Source organism: Pseudomarimonas arenosa, assembly GCF_014841215.1.
Taxonomy (GTDB): Bacteria; Pseudomonadota; Gammaproteobacteria; order Xanthomonadales; family Xanthomonadaceae; genus Pseudomarimonas; species Pseudomarimonas arenosa.
In genome coordinates, this window is sequence record NZ_JACYTR010000057.1 from 1 (window position 1) to 20,930 (window position 20,930).

The window sequence follows — 20,930 nt, forward strand, 5'->3', positions numbered from 1 at the left end:
CTACGCGGGACTGCGTCCCGATCTCGCCCAAGTGGGCCCACCACTTGGGCTCGTCGCGCCTTGCACTCGACGCAAAGTCCTCGGTGATCATCCGCGCCCCCTCATGAAATATCCGGGCTAAGAGCGGCATTGCGCTTGCGGAAACTCGATGTAGGCCGTCAACCAACCGTTGACCCACTTCGGTAGTTCAAGTCGCACTCTCGTTCGCGGAACGTGGCTTTGGCCTGTCGCTTGACCCTGGCACCCTTCGACAAGCTCAGGGACCACCCTTCGACAAGCTCAGGGACCACCCTTCGACTGGCTCAGGGACCACCTTTCGAGTAGCTCAGGGTGCGTCACTGCGGCCGCCGAACTACGCAACCCGCGCTCGCTGAGCCTGTCGAAGCGAGCCTCGACATCGCGTCGCGAACGAGGCTTAGTGGGCGACACTGCATCGCTCCTTGGCCAGCTTGGGTTCGCGTGGCGCCTGCGCGCCTCAGGAAAACTGAAACGCGCCCACCAGTTGCCGCAATTGGCCGGCCTGATCCTCAAGACTGCGGGCCGCCGCGGTCGCTTCTTCCACCAGGGCGGCGTTCTGCTGGGTGACATGGTCCATCTGAGTCACGGTCTCATTGACTTGTTCGATACCGCTGCTCTGTTCGGCGCTGGCGGCGGCGATTTCCGCCACAAGATCACCCAGCCGCTTCACCGCGCCCACCACCTGGTCAATGGTCTGGCCGGCCTGATCTACCAGACTGGAGCCTTCGGCCACGCGCCCGGTTGATTCTCCGATCAGCTGTTTGATCTCTTTCGCCGCGTCTGCGCTGCGTTGCGCCAGGGCCCGCACTTCGCTGGCGACGACGGCAAAGCCTCGTCCCTGCTCGCCGGCGCGCGCCGCTTCGACCGCGGCATTCAAGGCCAGAATATTGGTCTGAAAGGCGATACCATCGATCACGCTGATGATGTCGGCGATGCGGCCGGATGAGGCATTGATCTGCTGCATGGTGGCCACCACCTGACTCACCACCGCGCCTCCGCGGGCGGCCACTTCGCCGGTGTCGGCCGCCAGCTTGTTGGCATGCGCCGCGTTCTCGGCATTCTGTTTCACGGTCGAGGTCAGCTCTTCCATCGACGAGGCGGTTTCCTCCAGATTGGCCGCCTGCTGTTCGGTGCGTCCGCTGAGGTCGGAGTTGCCCGATGCAATCTCCTGCGCTGCTCGATCGACCGCGCCGGCGCTATCACGAATTCGGCGCAGCACCGTGGCAAGCTGTTCGGCCGTGTTGTTGGCGTCGTGCTTGAGTTGCTCGAACATCCCGCGGTGCTGGCCGGCGATTCGCGCGCGAAGATCGTTGGCCGCCAGTGCGCGCAGCATCCTGGCCACATCGCCAAGGCCGGACTCGGCATTCTCCATCAATCTGTTAAGTGCGAGCACAATGCTGCGAAAGTCATTCTGGAATGCATTGGCATCGCCGCGCACGGAAAACTCGCCGTTCGCCGCTGCCATGGCCAATTCGTTGATGGCATCGCGCATGGCGATGAGCTGCTGTTGCACGCCCTGCATGGCCGAGGAAATTTGCGCCTTTTCGCCGGGCAGATCGGGCAGACTGGTGGAAAAGTCACCAGCGGCATAGCGCGCATTGATGGTGACGATCTCGTTGATCAAGTCCACCAGGGATTGGGTGATGCCATTGACGCCCGAGGCCATCGATTGCCAGGCGCCGGAAAAGCTGTTGGCTGGCATCTGTGCGCTGATGGTGCCGCGTTCATGGTGCTCTCCGAGCTCGATTTGCGCATCGCGAAACCTGCGCAAGGTGCTGACCATTTCGCGCATGGCATCGAACAGCCTGCCAAGCTCATCCTGACTGTGGTGCGACAGATAAGCGTCGAGATCACCTTTGGCTACCGCATCTGCCGCGCTGGCCGCCGCTTGCAGCGGGCGGATGATGGCCCGGTTCAGCCACCAGGGTAGGGCGATCAGTAGCGCCAGTACGATGACCGCGGTGATCAGCAAGGCGACATCGATGATCAATCGGGTCTGGTTGCGGGCATTCTGAACAGCCTGTTCCGCCAAGGTGCCGGCCAGTTCGGTGGCTTCGCCGAGCAGGCGCGTTGCTTCGCGGTCGACACCCTTGACCGCGGCATCCCCGGCGCTGTGATCCATGCCGGCCGCTTCAAACGCCGCAAAGCCATTGCGATAGGCGACCCCCATGGCCTGATGCTCTTGCTGGGTCTGAGTGAGCAGCGATTTCAGTTCAGGCGACTGCACCTGGCTGATCAGGCCCTGCATGGCTTCCTGCATGGTGGCTTCGGAGGCCTGGAAGGCCTTCCAGTACTTCTCCCGCTGACCATCATCGCTGCCGCGCAGCAGCACGTTCTTCCACTCTTGCACCTGAATGCGGAATTCCGTAGTGATGGCTGCCACCTGCTTGGCCTGCTCGACTTCCGCCGGCACCGCTGCGCCAAGCTCAACCCATGCGCTGATCAAACCGAAACCGGCCACCGACAACAGCAGCGCCAGGCTGCCCCCCATACCCCACAGCAGCTTGCCTCGAATACCCACGATCGCCCCCGTTCGCAGTCATCGTTGTTTCGGGCACTGTAAGCAAACCACATCGGATCGTCCATGCCGCTCGCAATGGCGGCGGCATGGCATGATTCGACAACGCTGCGGTGGCGATAAGCAGCGGTTTCTAACGCATCGACGCGGGTAGGTAGCGCTTCGGCACATTGGTTTCGTGCTGCCATCGCTGGTCGGAGTCCAGGTACATCAGTATCCGGTGGTCTTCGCCCGAAGGCAGGCCGACCTTGTTGCTCAGGCTGATTTCGATCGCACAGGTGGAGGCGTCGTTGGCCAGGGTGCCGACGACAACCTTGTCGATCACCTCGCTGGCATAGCCTCGCTCATCCTTGATGCCTTCCTCGCCATTGAGCGGACAACGGTCCTCGTTGATCAGGGTTTCACTGACCTGCAAGCGCACTGCAGTCACTTCCGCCAGCGCTTGCCCAATCTTGGCCCGCACGGTGTAGTCCTGGTAGGCCGGTATGGCAATCGCCATCAAGATGCCGACAAAGCCCAGAAAGACCACGCCCACCACCACCAGTACCACCACGATCACCGCGCTGCGTGAGCCGTCTCTTTCGGCCACCACCACTCTCGGGCCTGCTGGCGCTGCACGCGGTGGCAGGGCCGGGGGCGCCGCCGGCAGGCGAACGCCGATTTCCTGCGCCACATCGGCCAGCTTGCGCCATTCGGGCCATCCTTCGTGCCAGATCAGATTGGCGTGAGCCAGCAGACCGCCCTCGACCGCGCTCTGCAGGGCTTCCAGGGTGATGGGCCCTTGTTGTCGTCCGTGGATATCGGTGTAGTACCAAGCGTTGCTCATCGGAAATCCTGCTCGATAAAGTGAATTGCCGGTGAATGTAGCATGCGGCCCTGCATCGAGCCTGGGCGCCTGCCTACTTGCACCCGACGATGTTTTCAGCCCAGGATCAGAGCTCCCACGCAGTAGGGGAATGCCATGAGCAAGACCCGCACAGTCGGTGACAGCATGGGCAGCCTGGAGGTCCCTCTCGACGCCCTGTACGGCGCACAGACGCAGCGCGCCGTTGAAAACTTTCAGATCTCGGGTTTGCCGATGCCGGCGCCCTTCCTGCACGCCCTGGCCCAGATCAAGGCGGCCGCGGCCACCGCCAATGCCGAACTCGGTGAACTGGATCAGGCACGCGCTGATGCCATCGTGTCGGCGGTAGAGCAGCTCCTGCGTGATTGGCCCGCCGAGGCATTTCCGGTCGACGTGTTTCAGACCGGATCGGGCACTTCCAGCAATATGAACATGAATGAGGTGCTGGCCACGCTGGCCTCCCGAATAGCGAAACGTGATGTTCATGCCAATGATGATGTCAACTGCGGACAGAGCTCGAATGATGTGGTGCCGACGGCGATACAGCTGGCCGCGGCCAGCCTGCTGAGCGCGGAGTTGCTGCCTGCCTTGCAGCACTTGCGACAGGTGATCGATCATCGAGCAGCGCAGCTCGGTGATGTGGTCAAGACCGGCCGCACTCACCTGATGGACGCCACCCCCTTGACCTTCGGTCAAGAGCTCTCTGCCTGGTCGGATCAGCTGCGCGCGGTGGAGGATGGGTTGCACGACTGCCAGCCACGTTTGCATGCTTTGCCGCTGGGCGGCACCGCGGTCGGCACTGGACTGAATGCACACCCGGGGTTTTCGGCGCGCGCAGTCCAACATCTGGCTAAGAAATGTCATCTGCCGCTGAGCCCGGCCAGCAATCGCTTCGCTGGCATTGCCGGCCAGGGCGCCGCCCTCGAACTGGCTGGACAGCTCAATTGTCTGGCCGCCTGCCTGAGCAAGATCTGCAACGACCTGCGTTGGATGAATTCAGGACCGCTGGCCGGGCTGGGCGAGATTGAGCTGCCGGCCCTGCAGCCTGGCAGTTCGATCATGCCGGGCAAGGTGAACCCGGTGATTCCGGAAGCGGTGCTGATGGTCTGCGCGCACGTGTCGGCGAGCCTGTGGGCCATCTCCAGCGCGGCGCAGAGCGGCAACTTTCAGCTCAATGTGATGCTGCCCCTGGTCGCGCACAACCTGCTGTTGCCGATGCAATGGATAGCTCAGGCGATGCGTCATCTGGCCGACAAGGCCATCGCCGGCTTTGTTGTGTGCAAGGATCGGCTGACGGCGAATCTGCAGCGCAATCCGATTCTGGTCACTGCCCTTAACCCATTGATTGGTTATGACAAGGCGGCAGCGATTGCCAAGCGCGCCTACCGCGAGGGTCGGCCGGTGCTGGAGGTGGCGATCGAGGACAGCGGCCTGGAAGAGGCTGAGTTGCGCCGCCTGCTCGATCCTATGCGACTGACGGCAAGCGGCGCAGGCGCTGAGTGAGTCTGGCTGTGAACGATCTGCGCGCGTCCGGCGAGAGAGGTACACTAAGGTCGGTCTGAACAAGTCCTTCCTGGATTCTCAGACGCGCTGATCAACAACTCATGTTGTTGATCCAAACCAAAGGCCGCGCGTGCCGGGCCGTGCGGCGGGTTCCACCGTGCATGCCGGCGCCGACGCGAGCTTGGCTGTAAGCGCATCGTCGCCAGTGCGCCGACCGAATAGGAGGGCCAACCATGTCCCTGCCCAATCTTGAAACGTTCCTGCGCGAGCATGAAGTCGATTTTCGCGTCTGGTCACACCCGAAAGCCATCACTGCTCAGGAAGTAGCGGCAAGCGCGCATGTGCGCGGTCGGGAGATGGCCAAGCCGGTCATGGTGAAGATCGACGGCCGTCTGGCCATGGTGGTGGTCGCTGCCTCGGAGCGGGTGCACATGGGTCTGCTGAAAGACCTGACAGGCGCCAACGAGGTGTGCCTGGCCACGGAGCGAGAATTCGCCGATCGCTTTCCTGACTGCGAAATCGGCGCGATGCCCCCGTTCGGCAACCTGTTCGGCCTTGAAGTATTTGTCTCCGATACACTGGCCGATGACGAACACATCGCCTTCAATGCCGGCAATCACACCGAGGTCATGCAGCTGGCCTACCGCGACTTCGAGCGCCTGGCGCAGCCGCAGATCTACTACCCGCGGCCGCATTGAGCTCAGCGAGCGCAGGACTTGTGCAACCCTGACGGCGCTTGATCGAGGGAGTCCGGCGCCAGCCCCCGCATCGCACCCTGAGCCTGCCGAAGGATGCCGAACGAAGCAGTCTGGCGGGAACTGGCCGTTGTGCCTCGACAGTTTGCTCGGGCGGGAGACGTCCGCTGCCGTTCGACGGGCCCTTCAACCTGCTTGGGACATGGCTTCGACGCTCTCGGCCAGCGCCCCGCATCGCACCCTGAGCCTGCCGAAGGGTGCCGAACGAAGCAGTCTGGCGGGAACTGGCCGTTGTGTCTCGACAGTTTGCTCGGGCGGGAGACTTCCGGTGCCGTTCGACGGGCCCTTCGGCCTGCTTAGGACATGGCTTCGGCGTGCCTGGTCAGCGCACATCTTGAGGCGGGCGCGTTGCGCCTCAGCCAGCGAGGCCCTGCAGCATCAGCCCGGTAAGGTAGGCGCAGTAGGTTCCCAGCGCGTAACCGAGAATGGCCAGCAACACGCCGACCGGCGCCAACGAGGGGTGGAAGGCCGAGGCCACCACGGGCGCCGAGGCGGCGCCACCGATATTGGCCTGCGAGCCGACCGCCATGAAGAACAGGGGCGCTCGGATCAGCTTGGCCGCGGTGAGCATCAACAGGGCATGCACGCTGATCCAGATCAGACCGAGCAGAAACAGCTCGGGAGCACGGAAAATGGCCATGATGTCCATATGCATGCCGATCGTGGCGACCAGGATATAGATCGCCACCGAGCCCACCTTGGAAGCACCGGGGCCTTCAAGCTGCCTGGCCTTGGTGAAGCTCAGCAGTAAACCGATGGTGGTGGCAGTCACCACCACCCAGAAGAAGTTCGAGGTCAGGCTGTAGTCGGCCAGCTTCCACTCCTTGGGCAGCGACTCGATGAAGGCCACCGTGGGCTCGGCAATGAAATGTGCCAGACCCGCCGTACCGAGGCCGAAGGCAAGGATTACCATCAGATCGCTCAGCGTCGGGTTGCGCGAATGTTGCGCCTGATAGGCCTCGATGCGTCGCTTCATGTCCTCGATCGCCGAGGTGTCGGCGCCGGTCCAGGCATCGAACTTGTCCGCTCGCGCCGCGAGGAAGAACAGCACCGCGACCCAGACATTGGCCACCAGCACATCGACTGCCACGAACTGCCCGAACAGGTTCATGTCGACTTCGAAGACTTCCTTCATCGCCGCCTGATTGGCGCCGCCGCCAATCCAACTGCCGGCCACCGTGGTCATGCCGCGCCAGGTGTCGCCCTCGACCGCGCTGGGCCAGATCACGCCCATCAGCAGGAAGGCGACCACGGCACCCAGCATCACCCCGAACGTGCCGACCAGGAACATGATCACTGCCTTGGGGCCCAGTCGAAGAATCGACTTGAGATCAATCGACAGGGTCAGCAGCACCAGAGCACAGGGCAGCAGGTAGTCGCGTGCCATCGGATACAGCTTGGAGGCGTGGCCGTCGATCAGGCCGACGGTGTTGAACACGGCCGGAATGAAATAGCACAGCAGAAGGGCCGGCACGATGGCATAGAAGCGCTGCCAGCCCGGATGCTTGAGCGAGGAGGTCCAGAACACCAGCCCCAAGGTAACCGCGAGCAGGCCGAGGACTACGGTGTCGTTCTTGATCAAGACTTCGTGTTCCATGGCGCAAGACCCTAGCATGTGCGCCGTGTTCATCGCGAAGTTTTCTTGCCGCTGTCATGCGGCGGTCATGCCAGCGAACTAAGGTCAGGCGATGCGCGTACTGATGCTGAGCGACGTCTATTTTCCCCGCGTCAACGGCGTGTCCACTTCGATCCGTACGTTCTGCCAATGGCTGCTGGCGCAAGGCTGCGAGCTCTGCCTGATCGCCCCGGACTACGGCGCAGACAGTGGCCAACAGCAAGTCGATGCCAGTGCTGGCTTTCCAATCGTGCGAGTGCCGGCACGAGTCATTCCGTTTGATCCCGAAGACCGGTTGATGCGGCGCCGAGCGCTGCGGCGAGCGGGTGAAGACGTCGCGGCGCAGGGATGGGATCTGATCCATTGCCACACGCCGTTTCGCGCCCATCAGTTGGCCTTGCAGTTGCGCAAGCAACATGGCTTGCGGGTGGTCGAGACCTATCACACCTATTTCGAGCAGTACATTGCGCACTATCTGCCCTGGGCTCCGGCGGCGTGGCTGCGTCGATTCGCCCGCTGGGCATCACGACGGCTATGTTCGGATGTCGACCATTTGATCGTGCCCAGCGAGCAAATGAGCGAAGTTCTGCTCGGCTATGGCATTGCTACTCCGCACACGGTGATTCCGACCGGCATCGATCTGTCGGAGTTTGGTCGCGGCGACGGTCGCGCATTCAGACGCAGTCGCGGCGTGCCCGATGATCGACCAGCACTGGTCACTGTCAGTCGATTGGCTCGTGAAAAGAACATCGATTTCCTGCTCGAAGTCCTGGCTAAGGTGCGAGCGCAGCATCCTGAGCTGTTGTTCCTGATTGCCGGTGAGGGGCCGGACGCCGGGCGGCTTCGCGAGCTGAGTCAGCAGCTAGGCCTGGCCGCCAATGTGCATTTCTTTGGCAATCTCGATCGCCGCAGCAGTCTGCTTGATGCCTACCGCGCGGGCGATATCTTCGTGTTTGCTTCGCCGACAGAGACCCAGGGGTTGGTGCTGATTGAAGCGATGGCGCAGGGTCTGCCGATCGTGTCGACAGCCGTGATGGGCACCGCCACGGTACTGCGCGATTGCCCCGCCGCGCTGATTGCCGAGCAGGATGTCGGCGACTTTGCCGCCAAGATCGACACCCTGCTGACGCAGCCTGAGTTGCGGGCTCAGTTGGCGGCGGTGTCGCCGGCTGCAGCCCGGCTCTGGAGCAGCGATGAATTGATGCGCCGCGTGTGGTTGCTCTATTGCAGCCTGTTGCCCGAAAGCCGCGCCGCCGGCACCACGGCGGCCTTGAGCGCAGAGTCACGCTGAACGCAAGGTTCCGGCCTGTGGCCCTGCCAAAAGCGCTATGTCTTACACATCATGTTCATCCGGCTGACACAGATCCCCCATCGTCCTGTCACGCAGATTTCCTAGGCTTCGGCACTCCCCAACAGGATGTTTCCCCATGAAGCCTAGTGTTCTTTCCCTCTCTTGCCTGCTGGCGCTGGCCGCCAGTGGTTTGCAGGCCGAAGAATCGGCTAGCGTGTGGTACGAGAACGGACGCGCCTCCGCTCAGCAGGGCGCTGAGATGTCGGTGAGCCAACAGCCGGCCAAGAACGTGATTCTGTTCATTGGCGATGGTATGGGCGTTTCCACCGTGACCGCCGCACGTATTCTGGATGGTCAGCTGCGCGGTCAGAAGGGTGAAGAGAATGCCCTGAGCTTTGAGCAGTTTCCGCATCTCAGCCTGTCCAAGACCTACAGCGTCGACGGTCAGACACCCGATTCGGCGCCGACCATGACCGCCATGGTCAGTGGCATCAAGACCAAGCAGGGTGTTATTGGTCTGACCCAGAATGCCACATACAATGATTGCGCATCGGCTGATGGAGAGGCCGTGGCGACCTTCTTGGAGCTGGCCGAAGCGGCCGGCATGTCCACTGGTGTGATCAGCACGGCGCGCATCACCCACGCCACCCCGGCAGCTACCTATGCGCACACACCGAATCGTGACTGGGAAGCCGACAGTTCACTGAGCAACGAAGCGCGCAGCAATGGCTGCGTCGATATCGCTCGTCAGCTGATCGAGTTTCCGTTCGGCGATGGCATTGAAGTCGCCCTGGGCGGCGGCCGCGAGTACTTTCGACCGAACAATGTTGCCGACCCGGAAGACAGCGGTCGCCACGGCCGCCGAGCCGACGGTCGCGATCTGACTCAGGAGTGGACCCAGCGTCTTCCGAACAGCGCGTTTGTCTGGAACAAGAGTCAGTTCGATGCCATCAATCCGGACGCCACCGATCACCTGCTCGGCCTGTTCGAGCGCTCGCATATGGAATACGAGTTCGATCGGCCGAACGACAGTGGCGGCGAACCGAGCATCGCTGAGATGACCGGCAAGGCCATTGATATCCTGCAGAAGAATCCCAATGGCTATTTCCTGATGGTGGAGGGCGGTCGGGTCGACCATGCGCACCACGCCGGCAATGCCTATCGTGCGCTGACTGACACCATCGCCCTGGCCAAGGCGGTGCAGACGGCGGTCGACAAGACGTCGGCCAATGACACGCTGATCATCGTCAGCGCGGATCACAGCCACGTGATGACCATTGCCGGCTACGCCGACCGCGGCAACGATATTCTCGGCAAGGTAGTCACCGACGGCAGTACCCAGCTGGACAAGAATGGCAAGGCCTACACCACACTGAGTTACGCCAACGGCCCGGGCTTTCGAGGCATCGCTGATCGCCCCGATCTGAATGGCACGGCCACCGATGATCCGAACTATCTGCAGGAAGCCACCGTGCCACTGGATTCAGAAACCCATGCCGCCGAAGACGTAGCGATCTACGCCCGTGGCCCTGGTGCCCATGCCTTCCAGGGCGTGGTGGAACAAAATGTCATCTATCACGTGATGGCACAAAGCAGCCGCAAGGTGCGCAGCCTGTTGTGTATCCTGCGCGGCGGCTGCGACAAGGCGATGAATAGCGATCGCTACTACGGCCCGTTTGCTCCGGAGGAGCTGCTCGGCGTTACCCCGCAGGGTGACAAGCTGGCGCGCCACTGATGGCGGCGCGGGAGTGCGGCAACAAGGCGATGGGCTTGATGTGCCAGCTGCTGGTCGGTGCCTTGTGGCTGGCTTCCAGCGTGTCGGCGGGTGCGGAAGATTCCGCTCCCGCTCCCGCTGTGCGCGCCACTTACGAGTGGCGTGCAGGCGACCAGGTGCAGCGGTTCGATCTGCTACGTGCCCGCGACCAGGTGGAACGACGGGTTGAGGGCAGTCCAGTCCGCCGCTGGCGGCGAGAAGCTGACGGTATTGGTTTGATCGAAATCGATGTCAGGGCCAGGCGGGTGGTCGAGTTCAGTCCAGGCGAATTGCGCGCTCGCCGTGCTGAGCCGCAGTGGTCACAGCTGGCTGAACTTGTCGATCCCGCCTTGCGCCAGCTGCCAGAGCGCAAGCTTTGGCGGCACGGCGAGCACCAGCGACAGCGTTTTGCCGGCAAATTGGACGATCAGCGCGAGGTCGATCTGATTTGGTTGCGAGCACTGCGTTTGCCGGAGAAGGTCGAGTGGCGAGGCATGGCGGGTAGGGAAACACTGCGATTGCTGAGCGTCGAGATTGCTGACGGTGAGTTGGGTTTCACCCCATGCGATGGCTGTTTGAGGATCGATGCCGCCGACCTGGGCGAAGGTCCGCATACAGAGCCCGGCGCGGCGCAAAACCATGCTGTTTCCGCGGCGCTGCATGTGCATTGAGCGGTCGGCGAGCTTCGCTTCTTGTTGATGGCAGCTGAGCTATTGATGGTTCCATATTGCACGACGGCTGGCTCCACGACCGGGCTGCGTCCGTTGTCTCGAAACACGGATTCGTCTACAGGCGGAGGTGAGCAGCGAACGCTGTCAGCTGTGTTCGGCACGCTTCGACTTCGCTCAGCGTGCGCAAGCTGACGCTGGCTGAGCTTGTCGAAGCCAGCCTCCACGAAGCGCGACGCTGCCTTTGTCTCCAAATACGGAAGCATCAAGAGTGACGCAATAGCACCGGAATCTGCGGCCGCCCTGGGATCCAGGTTCGGGTCGTCGGTCGCACCTCGATCATGTCGATGCAATCGACCGGGCAAGGCGGTATGCACAGTTCGCAGCCGGTGCAATCCTCGGCAATCACCGTGTGCATCAGCTTGGCGGCACCGACGATGGCATCGACCGGGCAGGCCTGGATGCACTTGGTGCAACCGATGCATTCGGCCTCGCGAATCAGGGCCAGCATCGGCGGCTTGACCACGCCGTTGTCGGGATTGAGCGGCTTGGCTTCTCGACCCAGGAGCTCGGCCAAAGCCTTAACGCCGGCTTCCCCTCCCGGTGGGCACTGGTTGATATCCGCCTGCTCGGCGGCAATCGCTTCGGCGTACGGGCGACAGCCGGGATAGCCGCACTGGCCGCATTGGGTCTGCGGCAGAATGGCATTGATGCGGTCGACCACCGGATCACTGTCCACGGCATAGCGTTTCGCTGCCCAACTGAGCAGCAGGCCGAGGCCGGCGGCCAGGGCGGTGAATACGGCGATGGCGATCAGGCTGTCCATCGGATCAGCGGTCGAGGCCGGCGAAACCCATGAAGGCCAGCGCCATCAGGGCGGCATTGATCAGCGCAATCGGTGCTCCGCGAAAGCTGGCCGGTACCGGTGCTGCTTCGAGTCGCTCGCGCATGGCCGAGAACAACACCAGCACCAGGCCAAAGCCGCAGGCAGCACCAAATCCGTAGACGATGGCCTCGAACAGGCTATGCATGGCCTGCACATTCAGCAGGGCGACGCCGAGCACGGCGCAGTTGGTGGTGATCAGCGGCAGGAAGATGCCCAGTACCCGATACATCACCGGGCTGCGCGCCCGCATGTAACTCTCGGTGAACTGCACCACGGTGGCGATCACCAGGATGAAACTCAGTGTTCGGAGGTGATCCAGCCCCAGCGGCGCCAGAATCCAGTGCTGCACCACCCAGCTCACCGCCGAGGACAAGGTCAACACAAAACCGGTGGCCAAGGCCATGCCGTAAGCTGAATCGAGCTTCTTCGACACCCCCATAAACGGGCACAGACCCAGAAACTTCACCAATACGAAGTTATTGACGATGGCCGCGCCGAAGAAGGTGAGGGCGATTTCGCTCATGGCGGTGGTGACTGTAACGCATGCGGCGCCGGATGGTGGCGCCGTTTACCCCGCGCTCCGTCGAAGCTGGCGTCGGCAGGCTCAGCCAGCGTGCCGAGCGCACCCTGAGCCTGTCGAAGGGTGCCACGACCGCAGGCGATGTTAGCGCACCGGCATGCCGGGCTCCGCGCCGACATCAGCATCGAGCAGAGCCAGAGCGCCGCCATCGAAGCCGGCCGAGAGGATCATGCCCTCGGACAGACCAAAGCGCATCTTGCGTGGCGCGAGGTTGGCGATGAAGACGACCTTGCGACCCACCAGCTTCTCCGGTTCAGCGTAACTGGCGCGGATGCCTGAGAAGATCTGCCGCTGGCCGAGTTCGCCGGCGTCGAGCTTGAAGCGCAGCAGCTTGTCGGAGCCCTCGACGAATTCGCATTCCAGTACCTTGCCGATGCGCAGGTCGAGTTTGGCGAAGTCGTCGATTGAGATGTGATTGGTGATGGGTGATTCGTGATTGGTCACAGGCGGGCCGGGATTCGGGGTTCGGGATTCGGGATTCGTGGCAGCGGCTTTCGCCTTGCTCTTTGAGGCCTTCGGCTCAGTTGAGGTCTGCTTTTCTTCGCTGCTTTGCATCGATTCTTTCGAGGCATCGACCATGGCGGCGATCTGTTTGGGGTCGATGCGGGTGAGCAGGGCAGTGTAGGGTTGGATAAGGTGGTCGCAGAGCGGCTGCTCAAGCAACTCGAAGCGATCAAGCGGGGTGTTCAGTAGCGCAGATGCGCGCTCGGCGGTGGCGGGCAGGATCGGTGCCAGATAGCCGGCCAGCAGGCGGAACATGTTAAGGGCCAGCGAGCAGATGTCGTGCAGTTCGGCGTCCTTGCCGTCTTGCTTGGCCAGTTGCCAGGGCGCGCGTGCGGCGATCAGCTCATTGGTAGCGTCGGCTTCGGCCATGACGGTGCGCAGCACGCGGATGAAATCGCCTTCGCGAAAGGCTCCATCGGGCCCAAGGCAGGCATCGGTCAGGCGCTTGGCCGCGTCGCGATAGAAATCCAGCGATTCCTGACTCGGCGTTGCGCTGAGCTTTCCCTCAAACCGCTTGCTAAGAAAGCCGGCACAGCGCGAGGCGATGTTGACGAACTTGCCGACCAGGTCGGAGTTCACCCGCTGGGCGAAATCTTCCAGGTTGAGGTCGAGATCGTCGACCCCGCCAGAGGATTTGGCGGCGAAGTAGTAGCGCAGGTATTCGGGGTCGAGTCCCGATTCCAGATAGGTGCGGGCCTGGATAAAGGTGCCGCGTGATTTCGACATCTTGGCGCCGTTAACGGTGAGATAGCCATTCACATGCAGTTCGGTCGGCTGACGAAAGCCCGCGCCGTGCAGCACGGCGGGCCAGAACAGGCCGTGGAAGTTGACGATATCCTTGCCGATGAAGTGATGCAGTTCAGCGTGAGTGCCGGGCTTCATCAGTGCTTCGAAGTCATCGCCAACGGCGGCGCAGTGTGCTTGCAAGCTGGTCAGGTAACCGATCGGTGCGTCCAGCCAGACGTAGAAGAACTTGCCGGGCTGGCCGGGAATCTCAAAGCCGAAGTAGGGCGCGTCGCGGGAAATATCCCAGTCGCGCAGACCCCCATCGCTATCCAGCCACTCACGCAGTTTCGCCTTCACGCCGGAGTGGGCGACGTCGCCCGACAGCCAGTCGCGCAGGGCCTGTTCGAAATCGCCGAGCTTGAAGAAGAAATGTTCGGATGCGCGCAGCTCCGGCGTGGCGCCGGACACCACCGAGCGCGGGTTCTTCAGGTCGGTCGGGGCATAGGTGGCGCCGCAATTCTCGCAGTTGTCACCGTACTGATCGGCCGTGCCGCACTTCGGACACTCGCCCTTGATGTAGCGGTCGGGCAGGAACATCGCCTTGACCGGGTCGTAGAACTGCTCGATGGAACGTTGGGCAATGTGCTGGCCTGCCTGCAGCGCGGCATAGATGCGCTCGGTCAATGCCTTGTTGGCCGCCGAGTGGGTCGAGCCGTAGTGATCCCAGGCGACATGAAAATCGGCAAAGTCGCGCTGGTGGGCGGCCTGGATATCGGCGATATAGGCCTCCGGGCTGAGTCCGACCTTTTCCGCCGCCAGCATGATCGGCGTGCCGTGGGTGTCGTCGGCGCAGACGAAATGCGCTTTGCGGCCCATCATGCGCTGCGCCCGCACCCAGATATCGCCTTGGATATAGCCGACCAGATGCCCCAGGTGCAGTTGACCGTTGGCATAGGGCAGGGCGCAGGTGACCAGAAGTTGGGAAGACGCAGTCATGGGCTGGGATTTTCGTCAGGGGTCGGCGATTATCCCAGATTGTGCCGGTTTCTTGCGGTGCAGCACGCGGTCAGCCGGGACTGGCTGCGAATCGTTTAGCATTCCCGCCGGACGCCACACGCCAAGGAAAGCCATGAGCAGCCCCGATCTCGCCATCCGCAACGCCCTCGCGGCCATCCAGGACCCGCATCTGGGCAAGGACATCATTGAACTGGGCTACCTGAAGAACTCGGTGGTCGAAGGCGATGGCGCCGTTGTCGAGCTGGTACTGCCGTACCCGGCCGCTGACTGGGCACAAACCCTGCAGGGTCAGGTCGAAACTGCACTGCGCGAATGCGGTCACAGCAGAGTCAAGGTGCTGATCCGCACCAGAATTCAGGCGCATGAAGTGCAGAAAGACCTCACGCCCTTGCCCGGCGTGCGCAACATCATCGCCGTGGCGTCGGGCAAGGGTGGCGTCGGCAAGAGCACCACGACCGTGAATCTGGCCCTGGCCCTGCAGGCAGAGGGCGCGAAAGTCGGCGTGCTGGATGCCGACATCTATGGCCCCAGCATTCCACGCATGCTGGATCTTCAGGGCAAGCCGGAAAGCCCGGACGGCAAGATCATTACGCCGAAACGCGGTCACGGCCTGCAGGCGATGTCGATTGGATTGTTGATCGGCGAGGACACGCCGATGATCTGGCGCGGGCCGATGGCCACTCAGGCGCTGCAGCAGATGCTGACCGAAACCGCCTGGGAGGACCTTGACTACCTGATCATCGATCTCCCTCCCGGCACCGGCGATATCCAGCTGACCCTGTGCCAGCGGGTTCCGCTGTCTGGCGCAGTCATCGTCACCACACCGCAGGACATCGCCCTGCTCGACGCCAAGAAGGCGCTGAAGATGTTCGAGAAGGTGGAAGTGCCGGTGTTGGGCGTGGTGGAGAACATGGCGATCCATGTCTGCTCCAACTGCGGCCATGCCGAACACATTTTCGGCAGCGGTGGCGGTGAGGCGATGTCGCAGCAGTACGGTGTGCCCCTGCTGGGCAGCCTGCCGCTGGATATCAAGATCCGCGAGCAGGCCGACGGTGGCCAGCCCACCGTCGCCGCGCAACCCGATTCCGACGCCACCCAACGCTATCGCGAGATTGCCCGCAAGACCGCCGCCCACCTGGCGCAACGCGCCAGGCACAAGAGCTTTGGGCTGCCGAAGATCGTAATCAGTGATAGCTGAAGAACCGGGATTCGCCGAAGAGCCGTGATTCGGGATTCGGGATTCGGCGGGGCCTCCCGAGTCTTCGCGCGGAATGATAGTCGCGTTAAATCTATCGGCTCAAAGTGCCATATAAATCAATGTGTTGCCGCATGGGTGGGGGCGAGGGCGCCGTCGCGCCAGGCAGCGCCGGGCGCAGATCGGCGAATCTCGAATCCCAAATCCCGGATCCCGGCTTTACAATGCCGCCCCCACCCGGAGGACCTTGCATGAGCATCAAGAGCGATCGCTGGATTCGTCGCATGGCTGAACAGCACGGCATGATCGAGCCGTTCGAGCCAGGCCAGGTCAAACAGGTCGACGGTCAGCGTATCGTGTCCTACGGCACCTCGAGCTATGGCTACGACGTGCGCTGCGCGCGCGAGTTCAAGATCTTCACCAATATCAACTCGACCATTGTCGATCCCAAGGCGTTCGACCCGACCAGCTTTGTCGACGTTGAATCCGACGTCTGCATCATCCCGCCGAACAGCTTTGCCCTGGCGCGGACGGTCGAATACTTCCGCATCCCGCGCTCGACCCTGGTGGTTTGTCTTGGCAAGAGCACCTATGCCCGTTGCGGCATCATCGTCAACGTCACTCCGCTGGAGCCGGAGTGGGAAGGTCACGTGACGCTCGAGTTCTCCAACACCACCCCGCTGCCGGCCAAGATTTACGCCAATGAGGGCGTGGCGCAGATGCTGTTCTTCGAATCCGATGAGCCCTGCGATACCAGCTACAAGGATCGTGGCGGCAAGTATCAGGGGCAGGTGGGCGTGACCCTGCCGCGCACTTGAGTATCTGATTGAACATTACGATCCAGCAACGGATGGGGCGGCGCGACTATCTTGGTCTGCTGTCTGATCGATGGCAGGTGGCCTGGCGGCAACAGGCCCCCCGAGCGCCGGGTTGGATGCGCTGGCTGGCTTTGCCGCTGTGTCTGGCTGTGGTCATCACCAAGACCAAGAGCAAATTCCCGGTCGAGCACACGTTTGAGTTCTCCGACGACGGCGTGAAAGTCTCTCACCAGGAGAAATCGCGACAGCTCGGCTGGTCAGATATCACCGACATTGTCGAGTCGCCACGCGCCTGGACCTTGTATAGCGAAGCCTTCGATATCGCGCTGCTGGTCAATCGCTTGGACTCGGCGGTGAAAGACGAGCTTCAGACCTTGTTGCGGGAGAAGCGCGGACTAATTGATTCGGCAACTTGAAGTTTGAACATTCTGTTCAAACTTCAAGTCCCTTGCGTCCGGTACCGTTCGACAGGCGCATGACGAGCATGCCCGTACGCGAGGGCGCTTCACACAACTGCGTCGCTGCGCGCGATCATGCTGAGGCGCGCCTCGGACGGTGCGCCGAAAAAACGCCGGCAAAGATGTTTACAGCAGCCTGTTAGGGGCGACCGAGACTGGCGCCCCTGACGCGCTTCTGAAGCCAGCCTGTCAGGCCTGCCCTTGGGTAAATAGTTCACACCGCTACGAATTGCCGCCGGTCTGCGTTTCATCTCAGTTTCACGGTGCTACTATCCGCGCCCGCCGGGAACCATCGCTCGGCATCCGCCGCGCGCTTGCGGCATTCTGAGGTTGGAGATTTCGATGTTGATCCGTTCTTGCGCGCTGATCTCGGCGCTGCTCATGCCTTGCGTCAGCCTGGCGCAAGCTGACTTGAACTCCCTGCAGGCCGAGCACGCGGCGCTGCAGCGGCACCTGTCCGGGATTGAGCCGATGCAACTGTTGGCCGTTGACAAGGCGCTTGATCCCCAGGCTTCTGGTGCAGTCGATGAAACCAAACGACGCAAGCAGCGCAGTGTTGACGTCCTGCGAGAAATCGTTCGCCAATCGGGTGCTGCAAGTGTCACTCCGCAGGTGGCGTTACCTGTCATGCGGCTCGCCGCTGAAGGTGGGCCTGGAGCCAGTTGTTATTCGGCAGTGGAGTTGGTCGAAAAGCAGGGGTTCAAAGTGGAACTGGCGTCCAGCGGCTTGCCGCGCGACGCCTTGTGGTTGCGATGGCAGGCGCCCGCTGCAGGCACGTACCTGTTGAGTACGCGCGGTTCCGAGTTGGATACCCACTTGACACGCTTCGGTGACTGCGCCGATCAGGGTCAATCTGCTCTGGATGAGTCCGATGACCAGTTCGGATTGAACGCAGAACTTGGTTTTAGCGCGGAATACGCCGGGCAGCCGTTCTACTTCAAGCTACGCAATCTGTCTGCCCGCGGCGATGCCCTGGTGACCTTGGGTAGCAGTCGAAGAATCTCGGGCCGTGTTACCAAGGCAGCGACCGGTGGCGCTCTACCCGGCGTGGGTGTGTCCGTCACCCAGCAGGGGTTCAGCTATCCAGAGAGCTACGCCTGGACTGATTCGCAGGGAGACTATTCGATCTACCCCTACAACGATGCCGGTGTCCGGCAGTACTACGTTCGCACCGCGCGCGAGTCTTTTGCTGATCGGGAAGTGTTGCATCAAATTTGGCCGGGAAGAACTTGCGCTGTTGCGAACAGCAGCATTGAAAGTTGTCCGCAAGGTGATGAGATCTCTCTCCGTCCCAATGAGCAGCGACAGGCGATTGATTTTTCCTTGCCGAACGGCGCTACGATCATGGGGCGCGTCTTGAATGCAAACACCGGACAGCCTATCGCTGGTGCATCGGTACGTCTGTACGACAGTTCGGGCAATCAATTGGAGTGGCTGTCGACTGACACAGCTGGCCGATATCGCGCCGTGGGCTTGTCGCCTGGCAACTACTACGCCACGAGTTCAGCTTACACTTTCGCCTCAGTGCTATACGGAGATACACCCTGCGGTGATTCCTGCCATGTCCTCAGTGGACAAGTCATTGTGGTTGATTCGCAGATCGTAGAGGAAGCGAACTTCTCTTTGCCGCCGTTGGCTTACCTGGAAGTCTCGCTATCGATTGATGGCCAACGGGTTGAGAGCGAAAGTTTTTACAACGGGTTTCGCGCTTACTTGACCAATGGTGTACATGTTTCGGTGAGTCGCTATTGGGATAGCGCCACCCGCAAGTACTTGGTCGGGCCGCTGAATGTGGGCACCTATCGGATTCAGGCCAAGAGCGACAATACCTTTGGCCAGCTATTGGGCGGTGTCAATTGCGTCGGCGATTGTCAGGCTGAGTTGGCAAGCTCGCAGACGGTGCAGATTAGCTCGGCGGGGGATCGGCCGCAGATCAGCTTCGATTTGAAGAGCTATCCCAAACTCTCAGGTCGGATCCTGGCGGACGACGGGGTGACGCCGATCGTGGATGCGCAGGTTCGCTTGCTCACGCCCTCGGGTAGCCACCACAGCGCTGCTTATACCGATAGCAGTGGATACTATCGGTTTGCCCGAGTCATTCCCGGGACCTTGTTTATCCATGCTCGCGCCTCGGGTTACTTCGACATGATCTCGCCCAATGTCGAGTGCGAGAGCGCTACGCCCCTGCTGAGCTGCCCCGATGCGCAGTCGATGGTCTTTGATCTCAGTACCGACGATCAACAACTCAACTTCGAGTTGCGCGAATCGCCTAGGATTCGAATCGCGTTGACCGAAGCCGGAGCGTCGATTCCGGTTCAGGACTTCTGGTATTCAGATTCGATTCGGGTAATCAACGCTGAAGCCAATACCGTTCACAGCTACTCATACTTCGTCGACCCGGCTGGTGGACGGCTGGAGATCAGCGACTTGGCTGTGGGCGATTATCGAGTCGCGGTTCGCCCTACGAGTTACCACGCTCAGTTTGTTGGTGGTTCCGCCTGCGCTGTACCGCCCAATTTCGGCGACTTCTTTTCGCTGTGCGATGCAGCAACGGCTCAGGTTTTCAGTCTGCATGATGACGACTTGGAAGGAAGTGTCGAGCTTTCACCGTTGGGAGTGCGCCGTGCACAAGTCGTAAGAGATAGTGACGGTTCGGCATTGTCTGGTGTAGCGATCGACAGCTGGAACGACCAAGGGCTGTATCTGGGCACTCGCGTCACCGACGTGCATGGACGGGTCAAACTCGGCGGCAGTGAATACTACTGGACGTATCCAGAAGCCACCTGGATTTCGACTGACAACTACTACGGCCTAGTGGATCAGGTCTACTCTGGCATTCACTGCGCCGCGGGAACGTCGGTCTACAAAGGGGGCTGTGGCTTGTCGGGTGGCACATCCATCAGCCTGCCGGAACTCGACCCGAACGCCGCCGAGATTGTGTTCCGTCTGCAGGCCGAGCCGCCGAGCACGGATGTGTTCTCGTCTGGCTTCGAATGAGGGCAGGCCGGCGATTGCCAACGCTGCGCCGCGAGTCCCTGGTTCGCCTTTGGCCCACCGAGGCCGGTTGGGCGTCGGCGCAGTTCCCGAGCGTACCGTGGTGGGCGTCACGCCCACCCTATGAAAGCCATGGTTCAATCCTCGCGGCCAGCGCTGAGGCGGATGTCTTCGGCGTAACTCAGTGTTGTGGTGATCGCTAACCGCACCGCCTCAATCATCCGCGGTAGCGGCAGCCCGTGCAGTTCGTCGACGTCGAGTTCAGGTGGGATATGCAGGAACCCTGCGGGAATGCGGCGCTGCAGACGCAGCCGATGCATCAGCCCGAAAAATACGTGGTTGCAGACATAGGTGCCGGCACTCTGCGAGATCTCGCTGGGGATGCCGGCCTGTTGCAGGGCCTGGTGGATCGCCTTGATCGGCAGTTGGCTGAAGTAGGCGGCGGGTGCGTGGCGGATGATTGCTTGATCGATCGGTTGCTGACCGGCGTTGTCGGCAATCCGGGCGTCGTCGATATTGATCGCGATGCGCTCGATCGATATCACCGAGCGGGTAGTGGCCACGCCGAGTGCAATGACGCCGATCGGTCGCAAGCGCCGGATCGCCTGATCAAGCCGTTTCAGTGACTCACCGAAAACGACGGGAAGAGTCAGTGAGGTGATCGGCTGGCCTGCTATTTCGGCACCGTCTAGAGCTTCAGCGATGTGCATCGACGGATTGCGTTCGGCGCCGCCGAAGGGCTCGAAGCCGGTGATCAGGAATGGGCGCTGCCTCGGCACGACTGCCG

At 61.7% G+C, this 20,930-nt stretch carries 16 protein-coding genes; 9 read left to right on the top strand and 7 right to left on the bottom strand.

Features of this window, described 5'->3' with window-relative positions:
• Positions 1-475: 475 nt before the first annotated feature.
• The gene (locus IFO71_RS22360) at positions 476-2,539 is read right to left on the bottom strand and encodes a methyl-accepting chemotaxis protein (RefSeq protein ID WP_192031020.1); all 2,064 of its coding nucleotides are present in this window, start codon (positions 2,537-2,539) and stop codon (positions 476-478) included.
• Between the two features lie 130 nt (positions 2,540-2,669).
• Positions 2,670-3,362: a GYF domain-containing protein gene (locus IFO71_RS17800; protein ID WP_192031021.1), complete on the bottom strand. Its 693-nt coding sequence runs from the start codon at positions 3,360-3,362 to the stop codon at positions 2,670-2,672.
• Positions 3,363-3,497: 135 nt separating this feature from the next.
• Here IFO71_RS17800 and IFO71_RS17805 point away from each other — a divergent pair, with 135 nt between their 5' ends.
• Positions 3,498-4,883: a class II fumarate hydratase gene (locus IFO71_RS17805; protein ID WP_192031022.1), complete on the top strand. Its 1,386-nt coding sequence runs from the start codon at positions 3,498-3,500 to the stop codon at positions 4,881-4,883.
• A 233-nt stretch (positions 4,884-5,116) separates the two neighbouring features.
• Positions 5,117-5,581 (top strand): aminoacyl-tRNA deacylase, encoded by a 465-nt coding sequence (locus IFO71_RS17810; RefSeq protein WP_192031023.1) that lies wholly within the window; start codon positions 5,117-5,119, stop codon positions 5,579-5,581.
• 412 nt (positions 5,582-5,993) lie between these two features.
• Here IFO71_RS17810 and IFO71_RS17815 read toward each other — a convergent pair whose 3' ends face one another.
• Positions 5,994-7,235: a DUF819 family protein gene (locus tag IFO71_RS17815; RefSeq protein WP_192031024.1), complete on the bottom strand. Its 1,242-nt coding sequence runs from the start codon at positions 7,233-7,235 to the stop codon at positions 5,994-5,996.
• Positions 7,236-7,326: 91 nt separating this feature from the next.
• Between IFO71_RS17815 and IFO71_RS17820 the strand changes: the two genes are divergently transcribed.
• From IFO71_RS17820 to IFO71_RS17830, 3 genes are all read left to right on the top strand, one after another.
• Entirely contained in the window at positions 7,327-8,544 is a 1,218-nt protein-coding gene (locus IFO71_RS17820) for a glycosyltransferase (RefSeq protein WP_192031025.1), read from the top strand.
• Between the two features lie 136 nt (positions 8,545-8,680).
• Positions 8,681-10,279, top strand: coding sequence for an alkaline phosphatase family protein (locus IFO71_RS17825; RefSeq protein ID WP_192031026.1), 1,599 nt, complete (start codon positions 8,681-8,683; stop codon positions 10,277-10,279).
• A complete protein-coding gene (locus tag IFO71_RS17830) occupies positions 10,279-10,968 on the top strand; it encodes a hypothetical protein (protein ID WP_192031027.1) in 690 nt (229 codons plus the stop codon). The genes IFO71_RS17825 and IFO71_RS17830 overlap by 1 nt, the downstream gene beginning before the upstream one ends.
• 262 nt (positions 10,969-11,230) lie before the next feature.
• Here the strand turns inward: IFO71_RS17830 and rsxB are convergent, their stop codons facing one another.
• From rsxB to metG, 3 genes are all read right to left on the bottom strand, one after another.
• Positions 11,231-11,791 carry an electron transport complex subunit RsxB gene (gene rsxB / locus IFO71_RS17835; protein WP_192031028.1) on the bottom strand — a complete coding sequence of 187 codons (561 nt, stop codon included), beginning with the start codon at positions 11,789-11,791 and terminating at the stop codon, positions 11,231-11,233.
• Positions 11,792-11,795: 4 nt separating this feature from the next.
• Positions 11,796-12,374 carry an electron transport complex subunit RsxA gene (gene rsxA / locus IFO71_RS17840; protein WP_192031029.1) on the bottom strand — a complete coding sequence of 193 codons (579 nt, stop codon included), beginning with the start codon at positions 12,372-12,374 and terminating at the stop codon, positions 11,796-11,798.
• A gap of 141 nt (positions 12,375-12,515) precedes the next feature.
• On the bottom strand, positions 12,516-14,657 hold the full coding sequence (gene metG / locus IFO71_RS17845) for a methionine--tRNA ligase (protein WP_192031030.1): 2,142 nt from the start codon (positions 14,655-14,657) through the stop codon (positions 12,516-12,518).
• 133 nt (positions 14,658-14,790) lie between these two features.
• Between metG and apbC the strand changes: the two genes are divergently transcribed.
• The 4 genes from apbC to IFO71_RS17865 all read left to right on the top strand — a co-directional run bounded on the left by apbC (position 14,791) and on the right by IFO71_RS17865 (position 20,146).
• A complete protein-coding gene (gene apbC / locus IFO71_RS17850; protein WP_192031031.1) occupies positions 14,791-15,876 on the top strand; it encodes an iron-sulfur cluster carrier protein ApbC in 1,086 nt (361 codons plus the stop codon).
• Between the two features lie 248 nt (positions 15,877-16,124).
• Positions 16,125-16,691 (top strand): dCTP deaminase, encoded by a 567-nt coding sequence (gene dcd, locus IFO71_RS17855; RefSeq protein ID WP_192031032.1) that lies wholly within the window; start codon positions 16,125-16,127, stop codon positions 16,689-16,691.
• Between the two features lie 8 nt (positions 16,692-16,699).
• On the top strand, positions 16,700-17,107 hold the full coding sequence (locus IFO71_RS17860) for a YcxB family protein (protein WP_192031033.1): 408 nt from the start codon (positions 16,700-16,702) through the stop codon (positions 17,105-17,107).
• A 384-nt stretch (positions 17,108-17,491) separates the two neighbouring features.
• On the top strand, positions 17,492-20,146 hold the full coding sequence (locus IFO71_RS17865; RefSeq protein ID WP_192031034.1) for an MSCRAMM family protein: 2,655 nt from the start codon (positions 17,492-17,494) through the stop codon (positions 20,144-20,146).
• A 134-nt stretch (positions 20,147-20,280) separates the two neighbouring features.
• Here the strand turns inward: IFO71_RS17865 and pcp are convergent, their stop codons facing one another.
• Positions 20,281-20,922 (bottom strand): pyroglutamyl-peptidase I, encoded by a 642-nt coding sequence (pcp, locus tag IFO71_RS17870; protein ID WP_192031035.1) that lies wholly within the window; start codon positions 20,920-20,922, stop codon positions 20,281-20,283.
• Positions 20,923-20,930 lie beyond the last annotated feature (8 nt).